This is a genomic window from Mycobacterium gordonae (assembly GCF_002101675.1).
Lineage (GTDB): Bacteria > Actinomycetota > Actinomycetes > Mycobacteriales > Mycobacteriaceae > Mycobacterium > Mycobacterium gordonae.
The window spans coordinates 1-24,822 of record NZ_LQOY01000003.1 but is presented as its reverse complement, the minus strand read 5'-3'; the positions used below and the strand labels follow the sequence as shown (position 1 = coordinate 24,822).

Here is a 24,822-nt window from a genome sequence, read left to right as displayed (position 1 = left end):
GGCCTACAGCTGCGGCGTCACATCCAGCGAGGTGATCGTGGTCATCCTCGTCACCAACCAGCGGTCACCCTCCCGCTTCATCGACATGCGGTACGACAGGTACTGCAGCGACGGGATGTTCTTCTTCAGTGGGGTGGTGGCCGTGGTGTTCGTGTAGACGATCACGGTGGCGTTGGGCCCGTCGAGCGATTCGACCGCGACGCCGGTGACCTCGGTGGAGTTGGTGATCTTCAGCTGCTTGTTGGGCCCGACGACCTTCTCCTCGACGAACTTGCGGTACTGCGCCCCGAAGTCGCCGGTGAGGTATCGGCCCGCGCGGTCGGCCAGGGTGTCCATGTTCTCGGGCGTGTAGCTCCACAACGTGGTGATCGCATTGGCCGCCGCACGCGCCACCTTCAGCTTGATCTCGACGGTGGCCCGCTCGGCCAGGTAGGGCTGCACCATCGCGGCCGCGAACGCCGAGGAGCCGATGAACAACGCCGCCACCAGTGCGACCACCACGGCCGCCAGCCGGCCGGGCCTGCGCTTCCTCTTCGGCTTGGGGGGCTTGGCGGGCTTGGTCTGCTTGACCGGCTCGGCCGCCTCTGCCTCGGCCGCCTCAGCCTCGGCCGCTTCACCCTCTTCCGGTGAATCACCCTCTGCCGCTTCGGTTTCCGCCACCGGCTCGGCGGTCTCGCCGGTCTCGGCGGTCGCGTCGGTTTCTGGGGTTACCGCGGTTTCGGCGGTTTCGGTCAGATCACCTGCTGCAGGTTGCTGATCTTCCACTGATTCCCTTCCTGCGTAGCGGTCGCCGACCAACGGTTGGTGTTCTCGAAGACCTGTTTTCCGTCCGGCGTCTTGGAGGTGACGTCGGTCGCGACCAGCACGGTCACGCTGCCGTCGTCGTTCCAGCGTTCCACGCCCGCTTCCAGCACCGTCCCGGTCGAACGCTCCGCGCGGGCGACCTGCAACAGGATCTCGTTGGCCTTGTCGGTGTACTGCTTGGCGAAGTCACCCGTCGCCTGCGCCAGCACCCGATCGATGTATTCGTTGGCGTGGAACGGGTCGATCGAGGTGAACCCCGTCATGAACCACTTGACGTAGTTGACCGCCTGCGCTTCGCGCTCCGCGGTCCGGTCCCGGGACTGATGGTCGACCAGCATGAAGGTGGACAACGCGATCGCCGCCACCATCACCACCGATGCGATCGAGGAAACCAGCGGCAGTGTCCACCTTCTCGGCGGAATGGACTGCGGGACCAGGAGCGAGTCCTCGCCGGGTTCGAACTTGCGGCGGGGGCTCATTTGCCTTCTCCCGCGGGTTTGGGCTTGGCCAGCACCGTCAGGTCGTCCACCAGCCAGCGACCGTCGCCGCTCCTGATGAACTTCACCCGGACGCTGGCAGTGATGTAGCGGACGTCCGGCCCCTCGCCGCGTCGCCCCTGCAGGAACAGCAGCATCGTCGCGCTGTTCGGGGTGGCGGCCAGGACAGAGTTGGTGGAGCCCCAGTACTCGTTGATGACGGGGTGGCCCTTCTGGACCACCTCCTGCTGAGCCGCCAGATCGTGGCGATATCTGTCGGTGGTCAGGTTCAGGGCGCGGGCGAAATCGTCGTGCAGATTCTTCGGGTCGTAGGTCAGCATCTGGGCGACGATCTTGGGTCCCTGCGTCGAAATCTCGGCACGGGTCCGGTCGGTGGCCTGGGCGCGGGCGTAGACGACGCCGTAGCCGATGCCGGCACCGGCCAGGCACAGGACCGCCGCGGCGACCAGCGCCGCCGCGGTCCACTTGCGCACCTGCTCGGCCCACTCGTGGGGTACGACACGCAGCACCTCGGTGCCCAGCAGCATATCGGCGAAGGTGCGGCGCTGGGCATCCCACAGCGGCCAGAACCACCCCACCAGCAGCGCCGCGGTGTCGAGCAGGTGCGCCAGGTCGCGCAGCAGCAGCCACCACGGGCTGACTTCTTTCCCGTCCCGTCGCGCCACGGCAATCCCGAACAGTGCGCGCCCCAGACTCCAGCCCGTGATCGTCGGCAACAACAGCCGGTTCACCAGCACCGCCAGCACCGCCAGGCCGCAGACGACCATGCACACCCACCACCACGCGCCGTACGGCGGCAGCGTGAAGGACACCAGCGCCATCGTGATCGCCACCGCCAGACCGGCGAGCACATCGACCGAAAACGCCCCCACCCGCACGCGCCAAGGCGCCAAGGCCTTTTCGGGCAGGTCCTGGGCGGCGGTCCGGGTCTTTTCGACCACCACCGTCACTTCGTCACCTGGTCGAGTTTGGAGATCTTGTAGGTGCCTTCCGTCGGCGCCATTCGAACCCGCAGGCGATACCCCGTCTCCTGGTTCTGCTGCTGGTCGTTGGAGACGCTGATGCGCAGGGCGATCAGTACGTCGACCGAGCCATCGGGATTGTTGCGTTCCACTGCCGCACGCATGTCGGAAACCTTGAGGTGCACATTCGCGGCCTGGTAGGCCTGCACCAACATGCTGCTGTAGAGCAGCGCCTGGGTGCGGTACTGGTCGGTGCCGCAGTCGACGATCTTCTGCTCACTGGCCGCCATGCTGCTGATGTCCGGTGCCTGCGTCGCGGCGACGCAATCTTTGGCGATGTTCAGTGCCGCGGCATCGTTGCGCTGCAACGCCGCGATGTCCTGGTGGGAACGCAGCGCGTAGTAGCCCCCGCCGGCGATGGCCCCGGACAGGATCAGCAGGACCGCCGCAGTTCCGGCCAGCCACCCGCGACCCACCCGGGACTTACCCCGGACGACGGCAGCTTCCTCGGCGTCTGCCGGGTCGGGAGCAGCAGTCGGCTCAGCTGCGGCCTCGGATTCTTGCGAATCCTCGTCCGTCGCCTCGGTGCTAGTCGGCTCAGCTGCGGCCTCGGATTCTTGCGAATCCTCGTCCTTCGCCTCGGTGCTAGTCGGGTCGGCTGCGGCCTCGGATTCTTGCGAATCCTCGTCCTTCGCCTCGGTACCCGCCGAATCGTGCTCGTTGATGGGGTTCAGCCGGCTGGAGCCAGCATCTCCTTCCATCCGTCGTCTCCTGTTTTCATCGAGTTTGCGACGGAGTATTTGACCCCGTCGGGCCCCACCAGCTCACCACTCTGCGGACTGTAGACCGCAGAGGGGGGCCCGCCCGGAGTGTAGACGCAGGGGTTGGGCTGTTGTCCGTTGCACTGCACCGCGCCGGTGCCGGGACGCGTCAGCGGGTCGCTGATCGGCGGTGGCGTGCCGCCCGGCGGGAGCCGGTCGGCCGGCGCCGGGTTCAGCCCGTTGTTGACCGACGGAGCCGGCACCACCAGTCCCGGCTTCACCGGCTGGTCACACCGCGCGGCCGGCGCCGGGCAGGTCAGCAGCTGGTTCGGGTCGCCATACCAGGGGTTGGTGCCCGCCGGCTCGTACGGCTTGGTGCTGCGGCATTCGCGCGGCGTGGCGGCCCGCTTGCCCGGCACGTCGACACAAGGGATGTTGCGCGACCCACGAACACTGTTCGACGGGGTGTCCATCGGGATCTTGCAGTAGGTCCCCACCGGCAACGGCTGCATGCTGGTGTCGGCGAACGACCGCCACTGCTCGGCCGGAATGAAGCCGGTGAGGCAGGGCGGCGGCTGGTTGATCGCCAGGGCCAGGTCCAGGGCGGCCATGTTCGGGAACGGCGCGGCCACGGTCTGTGCGATCGAGGCACCCTGGGGCAGGAACACCAGCACCTGCTCGAGACCCTTGTGGTAGCGCTTGAGCAGGTCGAACACGACCTCGAGGTTGGCCAGCGTCTGCGGCAACGAGTCCCGCACGTCGGTGAACACCTCGTTGACCTGGTCGGCCGTCGGAGCGGCCTGGGTGAGCACGCTGCGTAGGTGCTGGTCTTCCTGGGCGCTTTGGGCGGCCAACGTGTTCAGGTTGCGCGCCCAGCGCTCGATCGCGCTGCCCGAGTCGACCTGGCTCTGCAGGATCGGCCCCGAGTTCTGGATGATGTCGTTCACGTCGTTGATCTGGGTGTGGAAATCACCCACGATCGCCTGCGTGGCGTCCACCAGCCGTTGCAGGGCCGGTCCGAGGCCGCCGACCGCCAGCGCCGTCTCATCGAGCAGCTTGGGAATCTTCTCCTTGGGCAGCACCGCGAGGCCTCGGTTGGCGGTGTCCAGTGCCGGCCCGATTTCGCTGGGCACGGTGCCCTTGGTGATGGTCTGACCCGAGGCGAAGAACTTGCCCGGATTCCCGTTGGACACCAGGTCCAGATACTGCTCACCAACGGCCGACACGGAGTGCACGTTGGCGGTGGCGTCGACCGGGATCTTGTAGCGGCTGTCGATGCTCAACGTCGCCTTCGCGCCGAACGGGGTCGGTTCCACCTCGGTGACCTTGCCGATGGTGATCCCTCGGTAGGTGACGTTGGCCGTCGGGTACAGACCGCCGGAGGCGGGCAGGTTGGCGGTCAGCTCATAGCGCCCGATGCCGACCAGGGTCGGGATCTGCAGGTAGTAGATGCCCAGCACGGACAGCGCTACCACTGTCAGTGTCAGGAACATCCACAGCTGGCGCTTGATGAAGGGTGTCAGCATTGGCCTCGCTCCGCCCTTTCCACCAACGGCCCGCCCGGTGCGTCGTTCGGGTTCGACGTGTAGCGAACGTCGGGGATCATCGTCTCCGGGTCACGCCCGAACGACTGCTCCAGGGCCCGCAGGGCGCCGGAGAAACCGGTACCGGTCAGCACCGCGTTGTCCACCGCGCTGTAGGTCACATCGAGCGTGGCCGACACGTTCTGGTAGTCGCCGCGGAAGATCTTCGGCACCGCGTCGATGTCGAACGGCTGCGTCAGGATCAGCTTCAGCGCGCCGATCAGGTACGGCGAGCCGCGGCCGAGCTCCCGCAGCGGGCACTGCAGCGACTGCAGGTCGGTGTGCAGGTTGGCGCGGGCTTCCGACAGGTACTGGTCAGCGGCACCGCTGAGCCGGCCGACCGAGTCGACGGCGTTGATCAGCAGGTTCTTGGTGTCCGCGAAATGCTTGATCAGCGGCGGGAAGTCGGTGAGCACCCGCTCCAGCACGTCGTTGCGGTTGCCGACATAACTCAGCAGGCGGTTCGTGGAGTCGATGGCATGGGTGATGTCATCGCGCTGCTCGTTGAGCTGCCGGGTGAACGTGTCCAGCCGGTTCAGGAAGCCGCGAATCTGATCGCCGCGCCCGTGGAAGATCGCGTAGATCTCGTTCTGCAGCACTTCCAGGTTCGGGATGCCGCCGCCGCGCAGGATCAGCGAGACGACCGCCAGGGTTTGCTCGATATTCGGGTAGGCCGACGAGTTCTTCAGCGGGATGGTGTCGCCGTTGCGCAGCGGTTCCTTCGACGGGTTCTCCGGCGACAGCAGCTCCACGTGCTGCGACCCCAGCAAGCTGGTCTGGCCGATCTTCAGGATGGCGTTCTTGGGGAGCTTGGTGTCCTTCTTCAGCCCCAGCGTCAGGGTGGCGATCCAGTTTCGCAGCTCGATCTTGCGGATCGAACCCACCTCGACGTCGGCGACCATCACCTTGCTGTTGCCGTTGATCGCCAGCGTGTCCGGCACCTGCGCGTAGACGGTGTAGGCGTCGCTGCCGCTGCCCGGCGCTCCGGGAATCGCGACCTGCGAGATGCCTTTCCAGCCACAGGAACTCAGCATCAGGGTGGCCATCGACAGCACCAGCACATGCCAGGTGCCGCGGCGAACCCTGCGAAGCAGCCCTATCACTGACCCCCTCCTACCTCAGCTGGTAGCGGTGCGCCGACCGCTGCGGCCGGTCCGGGTGCCGCCGGTGTCGGGGCGACCGGTCCGGGGATCACGTTCGGACCCGGCGCCGGAGGCGGCACCGGTACCTGCGCCTGCAGGCCGATGGGCGGCAGCACCGGGTACTCGTCGTACGCGTTGGGCGGCCCGGGCGGTGTCTGCAGGGTGGACTGGACCGGCTGAATGTCGGGTCCACCCATCAGTTCGGCCAGCGACTCGGGGGTCATCAGGCCCGCCGTGATGGGACCGACCTGCTGGCCCTGCATGCCCGGTGCCACGATCCAGCCCGGCTGGGTGTTCTTGTGCGACGTCGGGGTGTCCGGCACCCAGATGCCGGGGACGGTGGTGTCCTTGTACCCAGGCGGAGGCTGCAACCGCGGTTCGGAGTACGCGACGTGCTTGGGCAGGATCTCGGCGGTGTTGAACGCGTTCAACCCGAACGGGAAGTAGTTGAACTTGATCGCGTCCAGCACCGGCGCCAGGTATTGCGCGCAGAGTTCGGCGGACTCCTGGTAACCCAGCCGGCTACCGGCCTGCACCGAGCTGCAGATGAACTGCATCGGGTTGGCGAAGCTGGTGATCTCCGGGACGGCGACCACCGAACCGTGGGCGGGGTGGTAGATCTGGTTCACGTTGGCGGCGGCCGTCGGTAGCACGTGCAGTGCGGTCTCCAAGCCGTTCAACGGCTCGGGCTGCAACAACGTGTTGGTCACCGTGGCCAGGTTGTTGACGTCGTGGGTCAGCACCTCACGGTTCTTGTCCAGGAACGGGCGAACCGTGGTGAGCAGGCTGTCGAGCTGTCGCAGCGCGCTGGCCAGCGCCTGGTCGGAGCTGGCGAGCCGGCCCGTGACGTCGGCGAGGTTCTGGTTGAGCGCGACGAACTGCTTGTCGTCCTGGTGCAGCGCGTTGACGAACAACGCCAGGCTCTTGACCACCGCGAAGAAGTCACCGCGGCCTTCGTTGAGCGCTGTGAGCGCCCGCGACAGGCTGTCGAGGGTGGTGTTGAGCTGCTTGCCCTTGCCCTCCAGGCCGTTGGCGAACGAGTTGATCACCTCACCGAACGGCCCGGTCGGCTGCGCCTCGGTCGGACCGAGCTTCGAGATGATGTTGGTGATGCTGTTACGCAGCTCGTCCCACTCGACCGGCACCTGAGTGCGCTCCATCGGGATGACCGCATTGTTGGCCAGCACCGGGCCGCCCTTGTAGGGCGGCTCGAGCTGAATGGCGCGCGATGCCACCAGGGTCGGGTTGAGGATCACCGCGGAGGCGTTGGCCGGAACCTTGTACTGGTTCTCGTAGTGGAAGGTGACCTTCATCTTGTCGCCGGCCGGCTCGATCTTGTCGATCAAGCCCACCTTCATGCCCATGATCTGGACCTTGTCCCCGGCGTAGAGCGCGTTGGCCGCCGAGAAGTACGCGGTGACGTAGTTGTTTGTCAGCTTCTTGTAGAGCTGCCAGCCGACCACGGCGGCGGCGAGAGCCACCACCACGATGACCACCCCGACGATGACGGTGGCCCGGGACATCCTCGGCAGCCGGATGTTGCGGACGTCAAAGATGGTGCTCAATTCTGGCTACCTCCCGCTGCGCCGCTACCGCCCGAACCGCCGGGGTTGATGAACGGTGCCGGTAACTGGTTCCCCGGCCCCGGCGGGGCCGGCGGACCCGGGGGGAGCCCCGGTGCGAATGTCGACGGCGGTGCCACCGGTCCCGCCGGTCCCAGGGGCTCGGTGCGAGCGCCCGGAGGAGCGTTGGGCGGCAACGGAACCGGCGTGCCCGGCGCGTTGGGCGCGGGCTCACCCGGCCGCCCGGCGATCGGGATGCCCGGCACGTCCTGCACCCCGTTCGGGTTGGGCGGTGACATCTGGACGTCCAGGGGTGCCGGGAAGCCCGGACCGCCGAACGGACCGATGTTGGTGCCGGCACACGGCAGCGGGTTGGCCGGACTCGGGATGCCGTCGGCCGCCGGGGTGTACGAGCACGGCGAGCCAGGGGGCACGGCCGGGCCCGGGTGCTCCGGGGTGCCTTCCAGGACCAGCGGTCCCGGCGGCGGTGCGCCGTTGGGGAACCGGGTGCCGTTCGGGTCCGGGAACCGGTAGGACGGCAGCCCGGCGCTACGCCAGAAGTCCTCAGGGCTCAGACCGCGCTTCTTGAACGCGGCGTCGATGAACGGCTGGATGATCTGACCGGGGACCAGGTTGTGGATGACCACCTTGAAGAACGGTCCGGAGGCGATCGACTCGTTCAGCGACGGCAGGAACCCACCGACCATCAGCAGGCCGTTGGCCAGGTCGTCCTTGCGTTCGACCAGCAGGTCACTGACGGTGCGCAACTGCTCAAGCACATGGTTGAGGTTCGGGTTGTCGTTGATGAAGCCCTGGACCTGCGTGGAGAAGGCGGCGACGTTGCTCAGCAGGGCGTCGATGGCGCGGCCGCGCTCGTTGAAGGCGGCCAGCAGCGTCTTGGCGTTGACCAGCAACCGGTCCACCTGCTGGCTGCGGTCACCGAGGACGCTCGCCACCTGGTTGGCCTGGGCCAGCAGGTGCTTGATCTCCTCGTCGCGCTTGCCGATCGTGTCGGAGAACTTGGCCACCCCGTCCAGTGCGGGACTGAGCTGCGGGTAGGTCTGGTCGATGGTCTCCGAGAGGACGTGCAGCGACTTCTTGACCGTGTCGATGTCCCAGCCGGTGGCCGCCTTGGTGACGTCGAGGAACGCGTCATAGATCTGGTACGGGGTGGTGCTCTGCCCCAGCGGCAGGGTGCCGTTCGGGCGCAGCGGCTGGTTGCCGCGGGCCTCGATCTCGAGGACCTTCTTACCCAGCAGGGTGTCGGTCCGGATGTTGAGCCGGCTTTCGGTGCCGATGCTCTGGGTGCCGATGGAGAACTTCATCAGGATGTGGTCGCCGTCGATGCTGATGGCCTCGACCTTGCCGACGTCCATGCCGGCGATACGGACCTTGTCCCCCTTGTTGATGCCACCGGTGTCGGTGAACTGCCCGTAGTAGCTGGGCTTGGCCATCAACATCGGCACACTGGTGAAGCTCTGGCCCACCCCGATGACCAGGAGCGTCACCAGGATGCCCATGAGCCCGATCTTGAGGCGGTTGGGCGGTTCCAGCGTTCTCATTGCGGCGCGCACCTTCCGGTCGGCTGGTGGAAGAGGCGAACGGTTCGGACCGGGCCACCGGCCTGCAGACCGTTGATCTTCAGGCTGATGTCGCAGGAGTAGAAGTTCACGAAGTCGCCGTAGGAGCCGATGGCGCGCCCGATCGAGTTCAGCGCGGTCGGCACCTTGTGCAGGAAGTCGTTGAGCTGCTCACGCTGGTCGATCAGCGGCTGCTGCACCGCATCGAGGTAGTTGATCGCCTTGTGCAGCAGCGCGCGGTCCTCGCTCAGCAGGTCGGCGACCGTGCCCGCGGCGTTGCTGATGTTCGCCGTGCCACCGGCCAACGAGTCCCCGTGGTCCTTCAACCCGGTGATCAGCACTTCGAGGTTGTTGACGGTCTGGTCGAAGTCCTTGCGGTGACGAACCGTGGTGTCCAGCACCTTGTTGAGGTTCGTGACGACCTCGCCGATCGCCCGATCCCGTTCGCCCAGCTGCGAGGTGACCTGCGCCGTCTGCTGCAGGATGTCGTTGATCGTGCCGCCCTGGCCCTGGAACACCGTGATCAGTGCCGAGGCGATGGTGTTGACCTTGTCCGGGTTCAACGCGCGGAAGATCGGCTTGAAGCCACCGATCAGCGCGTCGAGGTCCAGCGCCGGCGTGGTCCGCGCCAACGGGATGAACCCGCCCGGCTGCATGACCTTGTCCTGACCGTCGCCCTCACCGCGCTTGAGTTCCAGGTAGCGGTTGCCGATGAGGTCGAGGTAGCGGATCGACGCGGTGGTGGACTGATACAGCGGAATGTTGCGATCCACGTCGAAGTTCACGCGGACCCGCTTGCCGCCATCGATCAGTTCGAGGTCCTTCACCTTCCCGATCTCGACGCCAGAGGCGCGCACGAACTGCCCGGCCCGCAAGCCACTGACATTGGTGAACTCGGCGGAGTAGGAGTTGGTCCGGTCGAAGCGGATCTGACCGAACACGATGATGATCATGATGCTGAACATCAGCAGCACCACAGCGAAGGCGCTGAGCTTGACGAGAGTACCGGTGATTTTCATGGGTTGATCGTGTTATCCCCTACCTGACGGCCCCAGACGTACTCGAGCACGTAGGGCGACCCGACCTCCAAGTGGTTATAGGGCGCAAGGCTGTTCCCGGTATCCATCACCAGTTCCGGTGCGGGCCACAGCTGCCGGGTGATCTGCTGCCAGCAACCCGGGGCGCCACCCGGCCCACCGTGCGCGTTCACCCGTGGCAAATTCTCCGGGTAGGTGTACGGGTTCGGCGCGCCACCGACAATCTGGGCGCCGATCAATCCGACCTGAGAGAGCAGCAGCGGAACCAGTGCCACCGGGTTCAGCAACGCCCCAATTCCGGAGAGGATCTGGGAGTGGCTGTTCAGGGAGTAGCCGTTGCCGCCCAGGAACTGATAGGCCTTGGGCTCGATGTCGTGGTAGTTGTGCAGCGTGCAGTACAGCTCCGGGCTGTAGGTGTCGAGTAGCTGGGCGGTGGGCACCAGGTCGGCGGCACCACGGGCCAGGTACGGGCCGCCGCGCTCGAAGATGTCCGCCCCGGTGTTGCCGAATCCGGCGGCCGCCAGCAGCGCCTGGTCCAGGTCCTTCTGCTGGGCGTTGATCGACCGAGCCGTCGGCACCGAATTGTTCAGGAAGTCAATGAGATCCGGCGCCGCGTCGGCGTAGACGTCGCCGAGTGCGGCCAGCGCTTGGATGTCGCGGCGGGCCTGCGGCATCCGCGGGTTGACGTCGTCGAGGATCGCGTTGCCGTTGACGATCGCCTGTCCGAACCGGTCACCCAGCCCGGTCAGCGACTGCGCGGCGGCGCTCAGAGTCAGGTTCAGCTTGACCGGGTCGACCTTCTCCGAGATCGACGTCAGCGTCTGGAACAGCGTGTTGATCTCGGTCGTCACACCGGAGGCGTTGATCACGCTCTTGGGGCCGAGATGTCCGCGGGAGGTGATGTTCCCCTGGTCGTCCTTGGGCGTGGTCAGTGACACGTACTTGCCACCGAACACCGTCGTCGCCTTGATCTGGGCGTCGACGTTCTCCGGAACCACTCCGTTGGCCCCGAGGTACTGCGGATAGATCTCCAGGGTGAACTTCGCGGCCGGCCTGCCGTCGCGGCTGATCTCCTGGATCTTGCCGACCCGGCCGATCTGGACGCCGTTATAGGTGACCTTCGAGCCCGGGTCCATGACGAGCCCGGCCCGGTCGCTGTACATGGTCAGTTCTGTCTTCGGCGTGAAGTCTCCGCGGAACTGCAGGTAAACCACCGAAAACACCAGCAACAGGACAACGAAGGACGAGATGCCGATCAGCTTGTACGGCGGGTGCTTGACCTTGTTGACCTTCCCCGGACTCGTCATGGCGCTACACCGTCAATGCGAAGTTGGGGTTGACGCCGTAGAGCGCCAACGCGGCGGACAGGACGACGACCTGGACCGAGACCAGCGAGAACCGCATGGACCGGCCGACGGCCTCACCGACGCCGACGGGTCCGCCGCCGGCGTTGTAGCCGTAGTAGCAGTGGGTCACCATCACGATCGCGGCGATGATGATGGCCTCCAAGAACGACCAGAACACGTCGTCAGGGCGTAGGAACGTCCGGAAGTAGTGCTCGTAGGTACCGGTGGACTGCCCGTAAAGCGCCGTGGTGACGATCTGCGGCGACAGGAACGACATGATCATCGCCAGCGCGTAGAGCGGGATGATCACCACCAGCCCGGCCACGATTCGCGTCGAGGTCAGATACGACACCGACTTGATGCCCATCACCTCCAGGGCGTCGATCTCCTCGCTGATGCGCATGGCGCCCAGCTCCGCGGTCGCACCGGCGCCCACCGTCGCCGCCAGCGCGATGCCGGTGACCACCGGCCCGGCGATGCGCACGTTGATCAGCGCGGAGAAGAACCCGGTGAAGGCCTCGACCCCGATATTGCCCAGCGAGGCGAAACCCTGGATGGCCACCAGCGAGCTACCGGAGAGGGTCACGAAGCCGACGATCGCGGCGGTGCCGCCGACCACGGCCATGGCCCCGGTGCCCATCCCGATCTGCGCGATCAGTCGCAAGGTTTCCTTGCGGTAGTAGTGCAGGGCATGCGGGATCTGACCCAGGCTGGTCAGGAAGAACCACGCGAGCTGGCCGGTTTCGTCCAGTCCCCGGGTGACCGAGCCCGCGTACCTGTTGACGTTGGCCGTCGCCCGCGGGAACCGCGACCGAACTACCGCTGCTGTCGACATGTCAGTGCCCCGTCCCGAATCGAACGCCGATCGTGGTCAAGATGACGTTCACCGCATAGAGGGCGACCACGCACAACACCACCGTTTCGTTGACCGCCGTGCCCAGACCCTTGGATCCGCCGCGCACCGTCAGTCCGCGGTAGCAGCCCACCAGGCCGGCGATCAGCCCGAAGGTGGCCGCCTTGATCATGGCGATGATCACCTCGGGCAGCCCGGTGATGGTGGTCAGCGTCGCCAGGTACGCCCCACCGGAGACGTTCTGCAGGTACACCCCGAACAGGTAACCGCCGACCAGTCCCACCGTGATCACCAGGGCGTTGAGCAGTGTGGCCACCACCGTCGCGGCGATCACCCGGGGCACCACCAGGCGGTGGATGGGGTCGATACCCAAGACCTCCATCGCGTCGATCTCTTCGCGGATGGTCCGGGCGCCCAGGTCAGCGCAGATTGCGGTGGAGCCGGCGCCGGCCACGACCAGCACCGTGGTCAACGGCCCGAGTTGGGTGACCGCCCCGATCGCCGCACCCGCACCCGAGAGGTCGGCGGCACCGAACTGGGCCAGCAGCACGTTGAGCGTGAAGATCAGCAGCACCGTCAGCGGGATCGAGACCATGATCGTGGGTAGCAACGCCACCCGCATGATGAACCAGCACTGCAGGATCAGCTCGCGCCACTGGAACGGCCGCCGGAACAAAGCCCTGCCGGTCAGCACACACATCCGGAAGAACCCGCCGATCATCGTCAGCGGCGTCTCGAGTTGATCGCGCAGGTATCCGACCAGGTGTGGTCGGGTGGATGTCGTCACGATTGCCCCTTCACAATGGGGCCGCTCGCGTCGTGGCGCCGCGGCGAATGGTGTCGCACGCCTCCTCCTTGCCCCGACCCTACGTGTGTGACCAACGGCTCCCTACCCGCAGGTAGTAACGGAGACCACAGGAATGTACCCGATGGTCGCCCAGGTGTGTATAGCAACTCGACAATTGACATTCCGTCAGCACCCAGCAAACATGTCGACCCCGTCAGCTTTCCTCTCCGATGGCAGATCTTGTTGTCGCAGAACGATTTTCGGAGCCGGTGCCGACCCCGTAGCGCAAACGCAGTTCGGTCTTGAGCACCTTCCCGGCGGGGTTGCGCGGCAGGGCGTCCACGATCTCGAGCGCCTTGGGGTGCTTGTACCGCGCGAGCCGCTCGGTCAGGTACTCATCTAGCTCTTCGATCCGGAGGTGGCCTTCCGTTACAGCGGCCACCGCGATCGGCACCTCACCCCAGCGCTCGTCGGCCCGGCCGATCACCGCGACCTCGACGATGCGCTCGTGGCCGGCCAGGACGTTCTCGACCTCGGCGCAGTAGATGTTCTCCCCGCCGGAGATGATCATGTCCTTTTTGCGGTCGACGACCCAGACGTAGCCGTCGCCGTCCATCCGGACCAGATCGCCGGAATGGAACCAGCCGCCGGCGAAGGCCTCGGCGGTGGCGTCCGGATTGTTCCAGTAGCCGCTCATCAATGTGGGTGCGCGGTAGACGATTTCGCCCACCTCGCCGACGGGCACGTCGTTCATGTCGTCGTCGACGACGCGGGCGGCCACGGTCGGGATCACCCGGCCGACCGATCCCCGCTTGCGGATGGCGTCGTCGCCGAGCAGCATGCAGGTCACCGGCGACATCTCGGTCTGGCCGAAAGCGGCCAGAATCTGGGTGCCCGGGAAGATCTCAGACATCTGGCGCAGCAACACATCTGGCGCCGGGGCGGCGCCCCACGACATCACCCGCAACCGCAGATCGCGTGGCCGTGCCTGCTGCTCGGCGCAGACCGCCTGCCACTGGGCGGGCACCAGGAAGATGCCGGTGACCTTCTCGGCCTCCAGCACGTCGAGCAGCTGCCCGGGGTCGAACGCGCCGAGCGGGTAGATCACTGTCGGCACGCCGAGCAGCATCCCGGACAGCATGTTGCCGATCCCCGCGATGTGGAACAACGGGACACCGATGAAGCCGACGTCGTTGTTCAGATCGACGCCGCTGGTGTAGAGCATGGTCATGGTCTGACCGGTCAGGTTGGCGTGCGTCAGCACCGCACCCTTGGGCCGCCCGGTGGTTCCCGACGTGTACATGATCAGCGCCGGGGAGTCGTTCGGGATGTCGACCGCAGCGGGCCCGTCGCCGGCCTCAGTCACAAGGTCTTCATAGAAGAGGACGTCGTCGTCGGCGGTGCTTCCCGCCACCACGACGGTGTCCAGCAACGGCGCGATAGAGCGGACGCCCGCGGCCACGGGCGCCAGCACCGCCTCGGTGACGATCACCCGGGCCCCACTGTCCTCGACCAGGAAGCCGATTTCGGAGGGCGTGAGCCGGAAGTTCAGCGGGACGGCGATCGCACCCAACATATTGGCTGCCAGCACCGACTCGACGAACTCGGGGCGGTTGAGCATCAACACCATCACCCGATCGCCGGGGCCCACCCCGCGGCGGCTCAGCGCGCCGGCCAGCGCCCTGACGCGGCGCCGCAGGTCCGCCCACGTCAGCGTGCGGCCCAGAAACCTCAACGCCGGGGCGTCCGGCTGCATCATCGCGTGCCGCTCGAGCTGGTTCACCCAGTTCTGCCGGCGAGCAAGATACGGCTGCTCGTGCGCTTCGGTTTGGGCCTGCATCCGGTCGCTGGCCAGGTGGGCGGTCAACTATGCCTTCCCTTCACTCGCGCACCGCTTGCGTCAGGCTGATATTTGATAAAACATGTGTTGTCTGGGTCACATTAACGGCCGCCGAGGTCGCTAACAAGCCCTCAGTCACGACTTGAGCCAATACCGCAATGCCGCTGAAAGGCCTGGCAGGCCACGTGAATGCACCGTTATCGGCAACACCCCGACGGCGCCGTCCGCTGCGCCGGTCCCAGCTGTCCGATGAGGTGGCCGGCCATCTGCGGACGGCGATCATGGCTGGGTCGCTGCGGCCGGGTACCTTCATCCGGCTCGACGAGACGGCCGCCCAGCTCGGAGTGAGCATCACGCCGGTGCGCGAGGCGCTGCTGAAGCTGCGTGGCGAGGGCATGGTGCAGCTGGAGCCGCACCGCGGCCATGTGGTGCTGCCGCTGACCCGCCAGGACATCGACGACATCTTCTGGTTGCAGGCCACCATCGCCCGCGAGTTGGCGGTCACCGCCACCGAACGGATCAACGAGCGCGAGATCGCCGAGCTGGAGCGCATCAACGACCTACTGGAGTCGGCCGTCGGGGGCGGCGACGCCGAAGTGATCGCCTCGCTCGAGTTCTCTTTCCACCGGGTGTTCAACCAGGCGAGCGGACGGATCAAACTGTCCTGGTTCCTGCTCAACGCCGCGCGTTACATGCCGGCGCAGCTGTACGCCGCTGACCCGGTGTGGGGTGAGTCCACGGTCGACAACCACCGTCGGTTGATCGGTGCGCTGCGCAACCGCGACCCGGCCGCCGTGGTCGAGCACACGGTCTGGCAGTTCACCGACGCCGCCCGCCGCCTCACCGACACGCTGGACCGGACGGGAATCTTCAACTCTTAGCTGGCCAGTTGCTCGGCGCGCTGCTTGACGTTGGCGGCGAGTTGGTCGAGGACGTTGCCCAGCAACATCTTCACCATGGGTGCCGGTACCGGCATGCTGGGCTCCACGTCGATGTCGACGGTCAGCAGGCTGTTGACGCCGGTGGCCACCACGCTGAAAAGCTGCTCCTGCTTGGCGAACAGGTCACCCTGCTGCATCACGGTCTGAATCTGATTCTCACCCGGGTAGTACACGGCGTGGATGTACACGCCCTCGAAGCCGTTGACATTGGTGTCCAGGCGCACCTGGCTGGGGCGGCCGTCGTCGTATCGAGCGAGGATCCAGGCGCCTTTGACGCCCTCGTTCCATTCCGGGTACCGCTCGATGTCGGAGACGATGCCCATGATCGAACCGGCCTCGGCATCGACCTCGACTGTCTTGCTCATAACTGCCATTGGCGAAGCATACGTGCGCCGGGCCAAGCTCAATTCACCAAGGCGGTGGCCAACAGTGAGCGGATCGCGCCGGGAATCGGCACCGGCCGGCGGGTGCCGCGATCGACGTAAACATGCACCCAGTGCCCCAGTGCGGCGACGGGTTGCGGCTGCAGGTCGACCTCTTTGAAGACGCCGAGTCGGTAGGTGACGCTGCTGCGGCCGAGCCGGGTCACCGCCAAACCCACGGCGAGACTCTCCGGGAAGGCGAGCTCGGCGAAGTAGCGACAGCCCGATTCCGCGACGATGCCCAATTCGGGGATGGTGAGCGGGTCGACGCCGGCGCCGGTGGCGATCCACGCGTTGATCGCGGTGTCGAACAGTTGGTAGTAGACGGCGTTGTTGAGGTGGCCGAACATGTCGTTGTCGGCCCAGCGGGTGAGCACCGGCCACCGCACCGGGAAGTCAGCGCTGGTAAGGCCGTCCGGGCCGGGCGGTACGGAGCTCATGGTTGTATTCCAACATGATTCACATCCGCGGCGCGGTGCTGGAGCGCATCGGTGCGCCCCGCCCCTACACGCAGTCGCGACCGATCAGCATCGCCGAGCTCGACCTGCAGGGCCCAGGCCCGGGGGAAGTGCTGGTGCGGGTCGAGGCGGCCGGGGTGTGCCACTCCGATCTGTCGGTGGTCGACGGCAATCGGGTGCGGCCGGTGCCGATGCTGCTGGGCCACGAGGCTGCGGGCATCGTCGAAGCGCGCGGTGACGGCGTGGACGATCTGGCCCTGGGCCAGCGGGTGGTGTTGGTGTTTCTGCCGCGCTGCGGCCACTGCCCCGCGTGCGCGACCGAGGGGCTGACGCCGTGCCAGCCGGGCAGCGCAGCCAACAATGCGGGAACGCTGCTCGGTGGCGGCATCCGCCTGATCCGCAATGGCGGCGCGGTGTATCACCACCTCGGCGTCTCGGGTTTTGCGACGCACGCGGTGGTCAATCGCGCCAGTGCGGTCCCGGTGCCGGACGAGGTGCCGCCGGAGGTGGCCGCCCTGCTCGGGTGTGCGGTGCTGACCGGCGGTGGTGCGGTGCTCAACGTCGGTGACCCACGGCCGGGCCAGTCGGTCGCGGTGGTCGGTCTGGGCGGTGTCGGCATGGCTGCCGTGCTCACCGCGTTGACCTATGACGGCGTTCGCGTCATCGGAATCGACCGGCTACCCGAAAAACTGGCTGCCGCGCAAGCTTTGGGCGCACATGAAACCTACACACCGGAACAGGCCGCGGGAGTCAAGGCCGACGTGGTGGTGGAGGCTGTGGGTCATCCTCGCGCGCTGGAGACCTCGGTCGGGCTGACCGCCCCGGGCGGGCGCACGGTCACCGTCGGACTGCCGCGCCCTGATGCGCGAATCAGCTTGTCTCCGTTGGGTTTTGTTGCCGAGGGCCGTGCGCTGATCGGCAGCTACCTCGGATCGGCCGTGCCCAGCCGCGACATCCCCCGGTTCGTCGCGCTGTGGCAGTCCGGCCGGCTGCCGGTGCAGTCGCTGGTGTCGTCGACCATCGCACTGGACGACATCAACGAAGCGATGGACCATTTGGCCGACGGCGTCGCGGTACGCCAGTTGATCCGGTTCTAGAACGCCGCCGACAACGCCGCGCCCTGCAGGGCGAACAGCCGCTGGGATGCCTCCCATTCGGGCAGCAGCGAGTCGAATCCGTGGCAGGCCCCGGCGAACACGTGCAGCTCGGTGGGCACCCCGGCTTGGGACAGCCGCTGCGCGTATTCCACCGCTTCGTCGCGGAACGGGTCGATCTCCGCGCAGGTGATCAGGGCCGGCGGCAGACCCGCCAGATTCTCCCGCCGGGCGGGCGCGGCCGACGCGGACGGTTCCCGTCCGGCGAGGTAATGCCGCCACATGAGGTCGGCCGCTTCGCCGTCGAACGCGGGGGTGGTGCGGAATTCCCTCCTGGATGCGGTGGGCCGGTCGTCGAGTACCGGCTGGTGCAAGAGCTGAAACAGCAGCGGGGGCAATGCCCCGTCAGTCGCCGCGTGTGCCAGGCAGGCGGCCAGAGCGGCACCGGCGCTGCTGCCCGCCACGGCAACCCGGTGTGGGTCGATGCCCAGCTGAGTTGCGTTGCTCACCAACCAGTTCAGCGCCGCGGCCGCGTCCTCGAGCGCCCCCGGGTAGGGATGTTCCGGCGCCAGGCGATAGTCGACGGACACCACGCAGCACCGGGCGCGCCGGGCGAGTTCCAGACACTGCCGGTGGTCGGTGTCCAGGTTGCCCAGCGCGAAACCTCCTGCGTGGCAATACAAGACCACAGGTGCCGGTGTTGTCGCGGCCCAATAGAAGCGCACCGGCACCGTCCCGGCGACCACGTCGTCGACGATCACACCTGCGTTGTCCGTTCGGGCCTGGCTACGACGCTGATTCATCGACTCCCGGATCAGCGGAATGGCTTCGGCGGTGAACACCGTCCGGTTGACCGCGACGTTATGCAGCGCGGGGTCCAGGCGGTGGCTCATCGGATCTGCAGACATTGCCCGCCGTCTACCACGAGTTCCGATCCGGTGATGAACGAAGCCTCCTGCGATACCAGAAACGCGACCGCGTCCGCGATTTCGGCGGGCCGGCCCAACCGGCCGAACATCGCGACCGCAGCCAGTCGCTGCTGAATGCCGTCATCGAGCATCGGGGTGGCCACCGGCCCGGGGAACACGGCGTTCACGCGGATACCGGCGGGAGCGAGTTCGGCCGCGGCGGTTTGCGTCAGGCCCCGCAGCGCCCACTTCGCGGAGCCGTAGGCACAATGTTGCGGGAAGGGCCGAATGGCTCCGGTGCTGCAGATGTTCACGATCGCGGCGCCGTCGGCCGCCACTAGGTGGTCCAGGGCCGCGCGCATGCCCAGGAAGGCGCCCAGACAATTGACCCGCCAAGATGTTTCGAAAGCTTCGGCGGTCTCCTCGGCCAGCGGTGCCCGGTGCAGCACTCCGGCATTATTCACCAAAACGCTCAGGCCGCCGAAGCGCTCCACGGTTGCGGCCACGGCAGCCTGCCACTGCGGGGGGTCGGTGACGTCCATAGTGATCGCCAGCAGCTCCGTTGACGCAGAATCGATCTCGTCGGCCCGCAGGTCGCACGCGGCCACCTGGTAGCCCTTACCGAGCAGTCGCTGTACGATCGCCCCGCCCTGCCCGCCGGCGGCTCCGGTGACTAATGCGATCCGGGCGCCGTTCACTCGGCCGTCGCCTCACGCAGGTGTTCGGCGGCGCCGCGACGCAGCGCGTGCGATTCGGATGCCAACGTGATCATCTGAAAGCCCAACTGCGCCATCCTCTTCCCCGTCACCCCGTCACTGGCATGGATTCCGGTGACCAGCCCGGCGTTGGAAGCGACGCGATGGATCCGGCCGATCGACTCGAGAACCTGGTCGTTGCGCGTCGCACCTGCCACATCCGCGCCCATCGAGATCGCCAGATCGGCCGGGCCGACGTAGATTCCGGTCAGACCGGCCACCCCGCAGATGTCCTCGATGCCGGAAACCGCGGCGGCCGTTTCGATCATGGCGAAGACCGCGGACCGCGACTCCAGCGCGGCGGGGTCGTGCCCGAGGCCGGCCCGCAGCGGGCCGAAGCTGCGGACTCCCGCGGGCGGGTAGCGGGTGGCGGCCACCGCCGCGGCGGCCTGGTCGGCCGACTCGATCATGGCGATGATGACGGCGTCCGCGCCGGCGTCGAGCACCCGACCGATGGGCGCCGGATCGCAGTTGGGCAACCGGACGGCGGTGGCGATCGGGACATGGTCGAGGTACCTGAGCATGCCGGCGATATCGGCGTCGTCCAGATAGCCGTGCTGGGCGTCGAATCCGACGTAGTCGTAGCCGGCCCGGGCGAACTCCCCGGGTCCGATCAGCGTCGGACCGGTGATCCAGCCGCCCCACAGGGGTGCTTGCTGCTCACCCTGAAACACGCTCATCCGGCGATCGCGATCTTCACCCGTTCGGGGTCCGGCCGGCAGGCCAGCTCGAAGGCCGCCTGGGTGTCGTCCACGTCGAAGGTGTGGGTGAGATAGGTCGCGAGGAGGTCGGGATGTTCGGCGGCAAACGCGCCGGCCCGCTTGAGCATGCGCCGACGGTCCAGTGTCACACCCGACTTCAGTGTCAGGTTCTTGCGCAGCATGGCGCGCATGTCGATGGGATACGCGTCGTCGTCGGCAACGCCGAAGTAGAACACGGTGCCGCCGGGAGCGGCCGCGTCGATGGCATGGGCCAGGGTCGCCACCTGATGACCGACCGCCTCGATCACCACCTCGGGCCGGTCGCCGGGAGTCAGCAGGCTCACCCATCGGTCGCTGGTGGCACGCACGGAATCGTCGACACCGTAAGCGCGCGCGATCTTTTCGCGGTCGAGGGGATCAATGCCGGTGACCCGGCGCGCTCCGGCGGCTTTCGCGACGTAGGAGAACAACAGGCCGATGGACCCCTGGCCGATGATCGCCACGTGTCGGCCGGCCAGGTCCGGCAGCTGCTCGCACGCGTACAGCACACACGCCAACGGCTGCAGGCCGACCGCCTGCGCCGGACGCAGGGCCGGATCGTAGGGCGCCAGGCCGTCACCGTCGCTGACCACGCGCTCCATCATGCCGTCGAACCCGGAGGCCCAGCCCACCACCCGATCGCCGGGCCGGTGTTCGGGGTGCCTGCTGGCGAGAACCTCGCCGGCGACCTCGTGGATCGGGAAGCCGTCCTTTTCCGCGGCGCTGCGGCCGTCGTCCCCCGGTAGGCGTCCCTTGCAGCCGCGGAAGCCGGGCAGATCACTGCCGCACACCCCGGCGGCCTCAAACCGGAGCAGCACTTGGCCGTTCGTCAGGCACTCGGGGGTCTTCTCCGGGATCGAGGTGCGCTCGAACTGGTAGGGGGCGACGATCCGGTAGGACCACACCTCAGACCTCCACCGGAATCTTGTTCCAGCCCCACTGGAAGCTGGACGGCAACCGGGTGGCCCGCTCATCGTCCACCGCGAACTCCGGCACCCTGCGCAACCATTCTTCAATCAGCACAGCCACTTCCAGCCTTGCCAGATGGTAGCCGAGGCAGAAGTGCTGACCGCGACCGAACGCCAGGGAACGTTTGATCGGCCGGTCCCAGATGAACGCGTCGGGTTCGGGATACTCCCGTTCGTCGCGGTTCGCCGAGGCCAGCAGCGTGATCACGCGTTGCCCCGGCCTGATCGTCTGGCCGTGAATGGTGAAGGGTTTGCGCGCCGTTCGAGCGAACCATTGCGCCGGCGCACAGTAGCGGATCATCTCTTCGCGCACGATCGGCACATTGGTGGCGGGGTCGGCCCGCACGGCGACCAGTTGGCTGGGACGCCGGCTGAGCTCCCAGAGCCCGTGCGCCACGATCTTGGGCACGGTTTCGGTGCCGCCGATGAAGATGCACAGCATCTGGGTGGCCACCTCGACATCGCTCAGCGTGCTGCCGTCGGGCAGGTGATAGCCGAGCAGTCCGTCGACCACCGGCAGGTCCCCCAATTCGCCGCCGCGGCGGCGTGCCACCACCGGCATCAGAAACTGCAGGTAATTCGGCCGGGCCTCGGCCGTGTCGACGCCCTCGCCCGGCTGGGCCAGGCTGCCGGCGTTGACCGCCGCCAGCACCTGAGGTGCGAGATCGGTTGATATGCCCAGCAGTTCGCAGACCATCGCCGCGGCGACGATGCCGCCGTAGTCCTGGGTGAGGTCGAAAGAGCCTTGCGGCAAGAGCAGGTCGAGCCGTTCGTTCGCCAGCTCGCGGATCCTGGCTCGCAGAGCGGTAACCGACCTGGGCCGCAGCGGCTGGGAGTGGGCGCGGCGGATCTCGCCGTAGAGATCGGTGTCGAACACCGCGTGGAACGGCAACGGGTGCAGCGGCGGGTCGGCGACCGGGCCGCTATTGTGCTGCGCCAGAACCGATGCCGACGGCAAGGTCCCCTCGGATGCGACGAAGGTGCCGTCGTTGACCTCCAGCACTGTCCAGATGTCGTCGAATCGCGAGACTGCGAAGGTGTCCCACCGCGGCAGGTAGTACACCGGATACTCGTCGCGCAGGACACGATAGTAGGGGAGGGGATTCGCCATTACCTTCGCGTCGAAGGGATCGTAAGAGAAACCTTGCGTCACTGCAGTGGCGACGGCGGTAGAGCCTGCAGAATGGAGTCTTCCCAGCCGTCGCGCAAGGCGGGGGCCACGCTCATCCAGGTGACGATTTCGGCGGGCGGGCTGTCCTTCCAGGACGGGTAGTGGTTGGCGAAGCACTCCCAGCCGCCCTCCAGCGCCCAGTAGTGGATCACTTCGTTGAAGCGGAAGGTGGTGGTGAAGGATCCGAGCCAGTGTTTGCCGGTGCTTTCCGACCACGGCACATAGAGCCGCTCCAGCTCCCGGATGTAGTCGTCCTGGCGGCCGGGCTTGGTCTGCATGATCTCCTGAATCACCAGTGACGCATCGAAATTCGCCGCACGCAGCGCGGCCAGGTTCTGGTTACTCGGCCCGGCGTACATGATGCGACCCTCCCCTGAGGCGCCCATGTCGGTCAGATAGGCCGACCACTTGCCGGCCGCCGCCTCGTGGCTGCCGCCTCGGGCCTGTGCGGCGCCGATTCTGGCGTAGTCCGCGAACGCGTCGATCTCCCAGATGATCGTCACCTGGGGCCAGTGACCGTTGTAGGGAGTGGTTTCCCAGATGGAATACAGCCGGGCGCCGAGCTCTTCCATCATCGGCTGATAGGTGTCGACGAATACTTCGGTGAAGTCTTCGCTGCGCCCCGAACCCAGATCGATCGTCTCGTGCAGGTACAGCAGTGTGTGGCGATGGAACTTCTTCATGTTGTCCGGCTAGCCCAGCCAGGAGGTCATCAGAGTTTCCGTGGAACCTATTGCCTCATAAGGCATTCCAGCAGCTCGAAGCGCTTCCGCCTTGAACGCGCGGGCCGCCGCGCTCAGTGTGTAGCAGTTCTTGGTCAGGCCACGGTCGGCCCCGAGCGGCCAACCTTCCCCCCACAGCGCGACTTCTGTCATCCGGCTGGCCACGGCCCTGCGCACCAGGGTTTTGACCCGGTCGTCGGCGGCGAAAGCCTCGGCACTGACGGCCAGGCCCTGGCTCCGCGGCCCGGACACGTCCAGATTGACCGCATCCAAGACCTGCGCTCCTAACACCCGCAACGGGCGGGTGTCGCAGTCACGCGGCAACAGCACGTTCACCTGCCACCCGGCCATCACCCGGTCAAACAGCCAACCGCCGGCCGTACGTACGACATCGCCGGTTCCGACGGCGATCACGTCGAGACGGTGACGCAGTACCTGGGGACTAGCCCGCTGGGCGGCGCCCACAATGTCGAACGTTGGAGTCACCATCGATCCGTTTCCTCATGCCACAGCTCCTTGGACAGCGTGACACTTTCACTCGCTTTTGTAAAGCTTCGCCAAGTATTCAGAGCTGCCGGCGGGCGTCGAGTTCAGCGAGGATCTCATCGGTGTGCTGGCCGAGTCGCGGTGCGACAGAGCGCGCTGACCAGGGCGTACCGTGAAAGTCGGCGGGGGTGGCCACCATCGGCACGATCGCTTCGCCGTCCGGCACGTCGACGATCCCACCCGCGGCGTAGAACTGCTCGTCGGCCACGATGTCCTCGAGCGAGTTGACCGGCGACCAGAAGAAATCCGGTTCGGCGGCGAACAAGTCCGCCCATTCGTCGAGCGGCCTGGCCGCGAAGATCTCGTCGAGCGCGGCGATCAGTTCGACGGCGTTGGCCGCCCGGCCGCGGGCGTCGGCGTAGCGCGGGTGGGTCAGCCAGTCGGTGCGGCCCACCACCCGGCACAGGGCCGGCCAGTGCCGGTCGACTTCCAGTCCGACGATCCAGAACCGCCTCCCGTCGCCGGCGGCGTAGTTGTTCATACACGGGTTGCCCATGGTGGCGCGCTGGCCGATCGCGATCGGTTGGCCCGTGAGCAGGTAGGTGTTCAGGTCAAAGCTCACGGTGTAAGCGCCCTGGCGGTACAGGGAGGTCGACACCAATTGGCCAGTGCCGGTGCGCTCGCGGGCCAGCAATGCCGCACAGACGGCACCCGCCAAGGTCATGCCGGCCGAGTGATCGCCCATGCCGCCGCGCTGGAACGGCGGTGTGTCGCCGGGCCGGGTGAGCAGGTGCGCGATGCCGCCCCGGGACCAGAAGGCCGCGACGTCGTAGGCGGCGCGGTCGGCATCCGGCCCGGATTCGCCGTAGCCGGTGATCAGGCCGTAGACCAGCCGGGGGTGGTCCGCGGCCAGCGCCTGGTAGTCCAGCCCGAGCCGCCGCAACGCACCGGGCCGCAGATTGGTGATGAAAACATCGGCGTCCGAGAGCAATTCGAGCGCTCGTTGCCGTCCACTGTCGGTGGTGAGGTCAAGTACGACACTGCGCTTGGACCGGTTATCCATCTCGAACGGCGGGTTCACACCGAGGTCGCAGCCCAGCATCCGGCCGAACATCCGCCCAGGATCACCGGTGGGCGGTTCGATCTTGACGACGTCGGCGCCCCAGTCAGCGAGGACCGCAGCCGCCGCCGGACCGGCCACCCACACCCCGAGTTCGACGACCTTGATGCCCTGCACTGGTCCCGCCATCGCGGTCAGCCTAGCCGGTCGTGCCACGTCACGCGGCGTGATAGTCGACGAGCCGGATGCCGATGGCGTCTTCGACTTCGCTGATGTCGATGCGCGGGTAGATCGGTGGTGCGGCGGATCGGTATCGGGCGTCGGTGGGGGTGATGAATTCGGT

General features: G+C 66.9%; 25 protein-coding genes. 2 read left to right on the top strand and 23 right to left on the bottom strand.

The window, feature by feature from the left end; translation table 11 throughout:
* Positions 1-3: 3 nt before the first annotated feature.
* The 13 genes from AWC08_RS00155 to fadD5 form a co-directional block, all read right to left on the bottom strand.
* Complete coding sequence (locus AWC08_RS00155; RefSeq protein ID WP_069433611.1) at positions 4-765, bottom strand: mammalian cell entry protein; 762 nt, start codon at positions 763-765, stop codon at positions 4-6.
* On the bottom strand, positions 732-1,283 hold the full coding sequence (locus tag AWC08_RS00150; RefSeq protein ID WP_065135463.1) for a mammalian cell entry protein: 552 nt from the start codon (positions 1,281-1,283) through the stop codon (positions 732-734). Before AWC08_RS00150 ends, AWC08_RS00155 begins: the two co-directional genes overlap by 34 nt.
* Positions 1,280-2,251 (bottom strand): RDD family protein, encoded by a 972-nt coding sequence (locus AWC08_RS00145; RefSeq protein WP_069433610.1) that lies wholly within the window; start codon positions 2,249-2,251, stop codon positions 1,280-1,282. The genes AWC08_RS00150 and AWC08_RS00145 overlap by 4 nt, the downstream gene beginning before the upstream one ends.
* Positions 2,248-3,024, bottom strand: coding sequence for an Mce protein (locus tag AWC08_RS00140; protein WP_069433609.1), 777 nt, complete (start codon positions 3,022-3,024; stop codon positions 2,248-2,250). The genes AWC08_RS00145 and AWC08_RS00140 overlap by 4 nt, the downstream gene beginning before the upstream one ends.
* Entirely contained in the window at positions 2,994-4,550 is a 1,557-nt protein-coding gene (locus AWC08_RS00135; protein WP_065135460.1) for a virulence factor Mce family protein, read from the bottom strand. Before AWC08_RS00135 ends, AWC08_RS00140 begins: the two co-directional genes overlap by 31 nt.
* Positions 4,544-5,707, bottom strand: coding sequence for a virulence factor Mce family protein (locus AWC08_RS00130; protein WP_069433623.1), 1,164 nt, complete (start codon positions 5,705-5,707; stop codon positions 4,544-4,546). Before AWC08_RS00130 ends, AWC08_RS00135 begins: the two co-directional genes overlap by 7 nt.
* Positions 5,707-7,314 carry a virulence factor Mce family protein gene (locus tag AWC08_RS00125; protein WP_069433608.1) on the bottom strand — a complete coding sequence of 536 codons (1,608 nt, stop codon included), beginning with the start codon at positions 7,312-7,314 and terminating at the stop codon, positions 5,707-5,709. Before AWC08_RS00125 ends, AWC08_RS00130 begins: the two co-directional genes overlap by 1 nt.
* A complete protein-coding gene (locus tag AWC08_RS00120) occupies positions 7,311-8,873 on the bottom strand; it encodes a virulence factor Mce family protein (RefSeq protein ID WP_065135458.1) in 1,563 nt (520 codons plus the stop codon). Before AWC08_RS00120 ends, AWC08_RS00125 begins: the two co-directional genes overlap by 4 nt.
* A complete protein-coding gene (locus tag AWC08_RS00115) occupies positions 8,870-9,910 on the bottom strand; it encodes a virulence factor Mce family protein (RefSeq protein WP_069433607.1) in 1,041 nt (346 codons plus the stop codon). Before AWC08_RS00115 ends, AWC08_RS00120 begins: the two co-directional genes overlap by 4 nt.
* Positions 9,907-11,235, bottom strand: coding sequence for an MCE family protein (locus AWC08_RS00110; RefSeq protein ID WP_069433606.1), 1,329 nt, complete (start codon positions 11,233-11,235; stop codon positions 9,907-9,909). The genes AWC08_RS00115 and AWC08_RS00110 overlap by 4 nt, the downstream gene beginning before the upstream one ends.
* 4 nt (positions 11,236-11,239) lie before the next feature.
* Complete coding sequence (locus AWC08_RS00105; RefSeq protein ID WP_069433605.1) at positions 11,240-12,109, bottom strand: MlaE family ABC transporter permease; 870 nt, start codon at positions 12,107-12,109, stop codon at positions 11,240-11,242.
* Between the two features lies 1 nt (position 12,110).
* On the bottom strand, positions 12,111-12,914 hold the full coding sequence (locus AWC08_RS00100) for an MlaE family ABC transporter permease (protein WP_069433604.1): 804 nt from the start codon (positions 12,912-12,914) through the stop codon (positions 12,111-12,113).
* A 214-nt stretch (positions 12,915-13,128) separates the two neighbouring features.
* Positions 13,129-14,781, bottom strand: a complete 1,653-nt coding sequence (gene fadD5 / locus AWC08_RS00095; RefSeq protein ID WP_142283330.1) for a fatty-acid--CoA ligase FadD5 — start codon at positions 14,779-14,781, stop codon at positions 13,129-13,131.
* Positions 14,782-14,939: 158 nt separating this feature from the next.
* On the opposite strand from fadD5, the gene AWC08_RS00090 reads away from it, so the two are divergent.
* Positions 14,940-15,635 carry a GntR family transcriptional regulator gene (locus tag AWC08_RS00090; protein ID WP_069433622.1) on the top strand — a complete coding sequence of 232 codons (696 nt, stop codon included), beginning with the start codon at positions 14,940-14,942 and terminating at the stop codon, positions 15,633-15,635.
* Here AWC08_RS00090 and AWC08_RS00085 read toward each other — a convergent pair.
* A complete protein-coding gene (locus tag AWC08_RS00085) occupies positions 15,632-16,069 on the bottom strand; it encodes an SRPBCC family protein (RefSeq protein ID WP_065135452.1) in 438 nt (145 codons plus the stop codon). The two genes, AWC08_RS00090 and AWC08_RS00085, sit on opposite strands and share 4 nt — an antisense overlap.
* 29 nt (positions 16,070-16,098) lie before the next feature.
* A complete protein-coding gene (locus AWC08_RS00080) occupies positions 16,099-16,557 on the bottom strand; it encodes an acyl-CoA thioesterase (protein WP_069433602.1) in 459 nt (152 codons plus the stop codon).
* Positions 16,558-16,571: 14 nt separating this feature from the next.
* Here AWC08_RS00080 and AWC08_RS00075 point away from each other — a divergent pair, with 14 nt between their 5' ends.
* Complete coding sequence (locus AWC08_RS00075; protein ID WP_065135475.1) at positions 16,572-17,672, top strand: alcohol dehydrogenase catalytic domain-containing protein; 1,101 nt, start codon at positions 16,572-16,574, stop codon at positions 17,670-17,672.
* On the opposite strand, the gene AWC08_RS00070 is transcribed toward AWC08_RS00075, so the two are convergent.
* The 8 genes from AWC08_RS00070 to AWC08_RS00035 all read right to left on the bottom strand — a co-directional run bounded on the left by AWC08_RS00070 (position 17,669) and on the right by AWC08_RS00035 (position 24,668).
* A complete protein-coding gene (locus tag AWC08_RS00070) occupies positions 17,669-18,577 on the bottom strand; it encodes an alpha/beta hydrolase (RefSeq protein ID WP_069433601.1) in 909 nt (302 codons plus the stop codon). The two genes, AWC08_RS00075 and AWC08_RS00070, sit on opposite strands and share 4 nt — an antisense overlap.
* Complete coding sequence (locus tag AWC08_RS00065) at positions 18,559-19,275, bottom strand: SDR family NAD(P)-dependent oxidoreductase (protein WP_069433600.1); 717 nt, start codon at positions 19,273-19,275, stop codon at positions 18,559-18,561. The genes AWC08_RS00070 and AWC08_RS00065 overlap by 19 nt, the downstream gene beginning before the upstream one ends.
* The gene (locus AWC08_RS00060; protein ID WP_069433599.1) at positions 19,272-20,012 is read right to left on the bottom strand and encodes an HpcH/HpaI aldolase family protein; all 741 of its coding nucleotides are present in this window, start codon (positions 20,010-20,012) and stop codon (positions 19,272-19,274) included. The genes AWC08_RS00065 and AWC08_RS00060 overlap by 4 nt, the downstream gene beginning before the upstream one ends.
* On the bottom strand, positions 20,009-20,977 hold the full coding sequence (locus tag AWC08_RS00055; protein ID WP_069433598.1) for a zinc-binding dehydrogenase: 969 nt from the start codon (positions 20,975-20,977) through the stop codon (positions 20,009-20,011). Before AWC08_RS00055 ends, AWC08_RS00060 begins: the two co-directional genes overlap by 4 nt.
* A gap of 1 nt (position 20,978) precedes the next feature.
* Positions 20,979-22,151, bottom strand: coding sequence for a cytochrome P450 (locus AWC08_RS00050; protein WP_069433597.1), 1,173 nt, complete (start codon positions 22,149-22,151; stop codon positions 20,979-20,981).
* Between the two features lie 38 nt (positions 22,152-22,189).
* On the bottom strand, positions 22,190-22,894 hold the full coding sequence (locus AWC08_RS00045) for an NIPSNAP family protein (protein ID WP_065132006.1): 705 nt from the start codon (positions 22,892-22,894) through the stop codon (positions 22,190-22,192).
* A 9-nt stretch (positions 22,895-22,903) separates the two neighbouring features.
* Positions 22,904-23,422 (bottom strand): hypothetical protein, encoded by a 519-nt coding sequence (locus AWC08_RS00040; protein ID WP_065132007.1) that lies wholly within the window; start codon positions 23,420-23,422, stop codon positions 22,904-22,906.
* A 76-nt stretch (positions 23,423-23,498) separates the two neighbouring features.
* Positions 23,499-24,668: a CaiB/BaiF CoA transferase family protein gene (locus AWC08_RS00035; RefSeq protein WP_069433621.1), complete on the bottom strand. Its 1,170-nt coding sequence runs from the start codon at positions 24,666-24,668 to the stop codon at positions 23,499-23,501.
* Between the last annotated feature and the right edge of the window lie 154 nt (positions 24,669-24,822).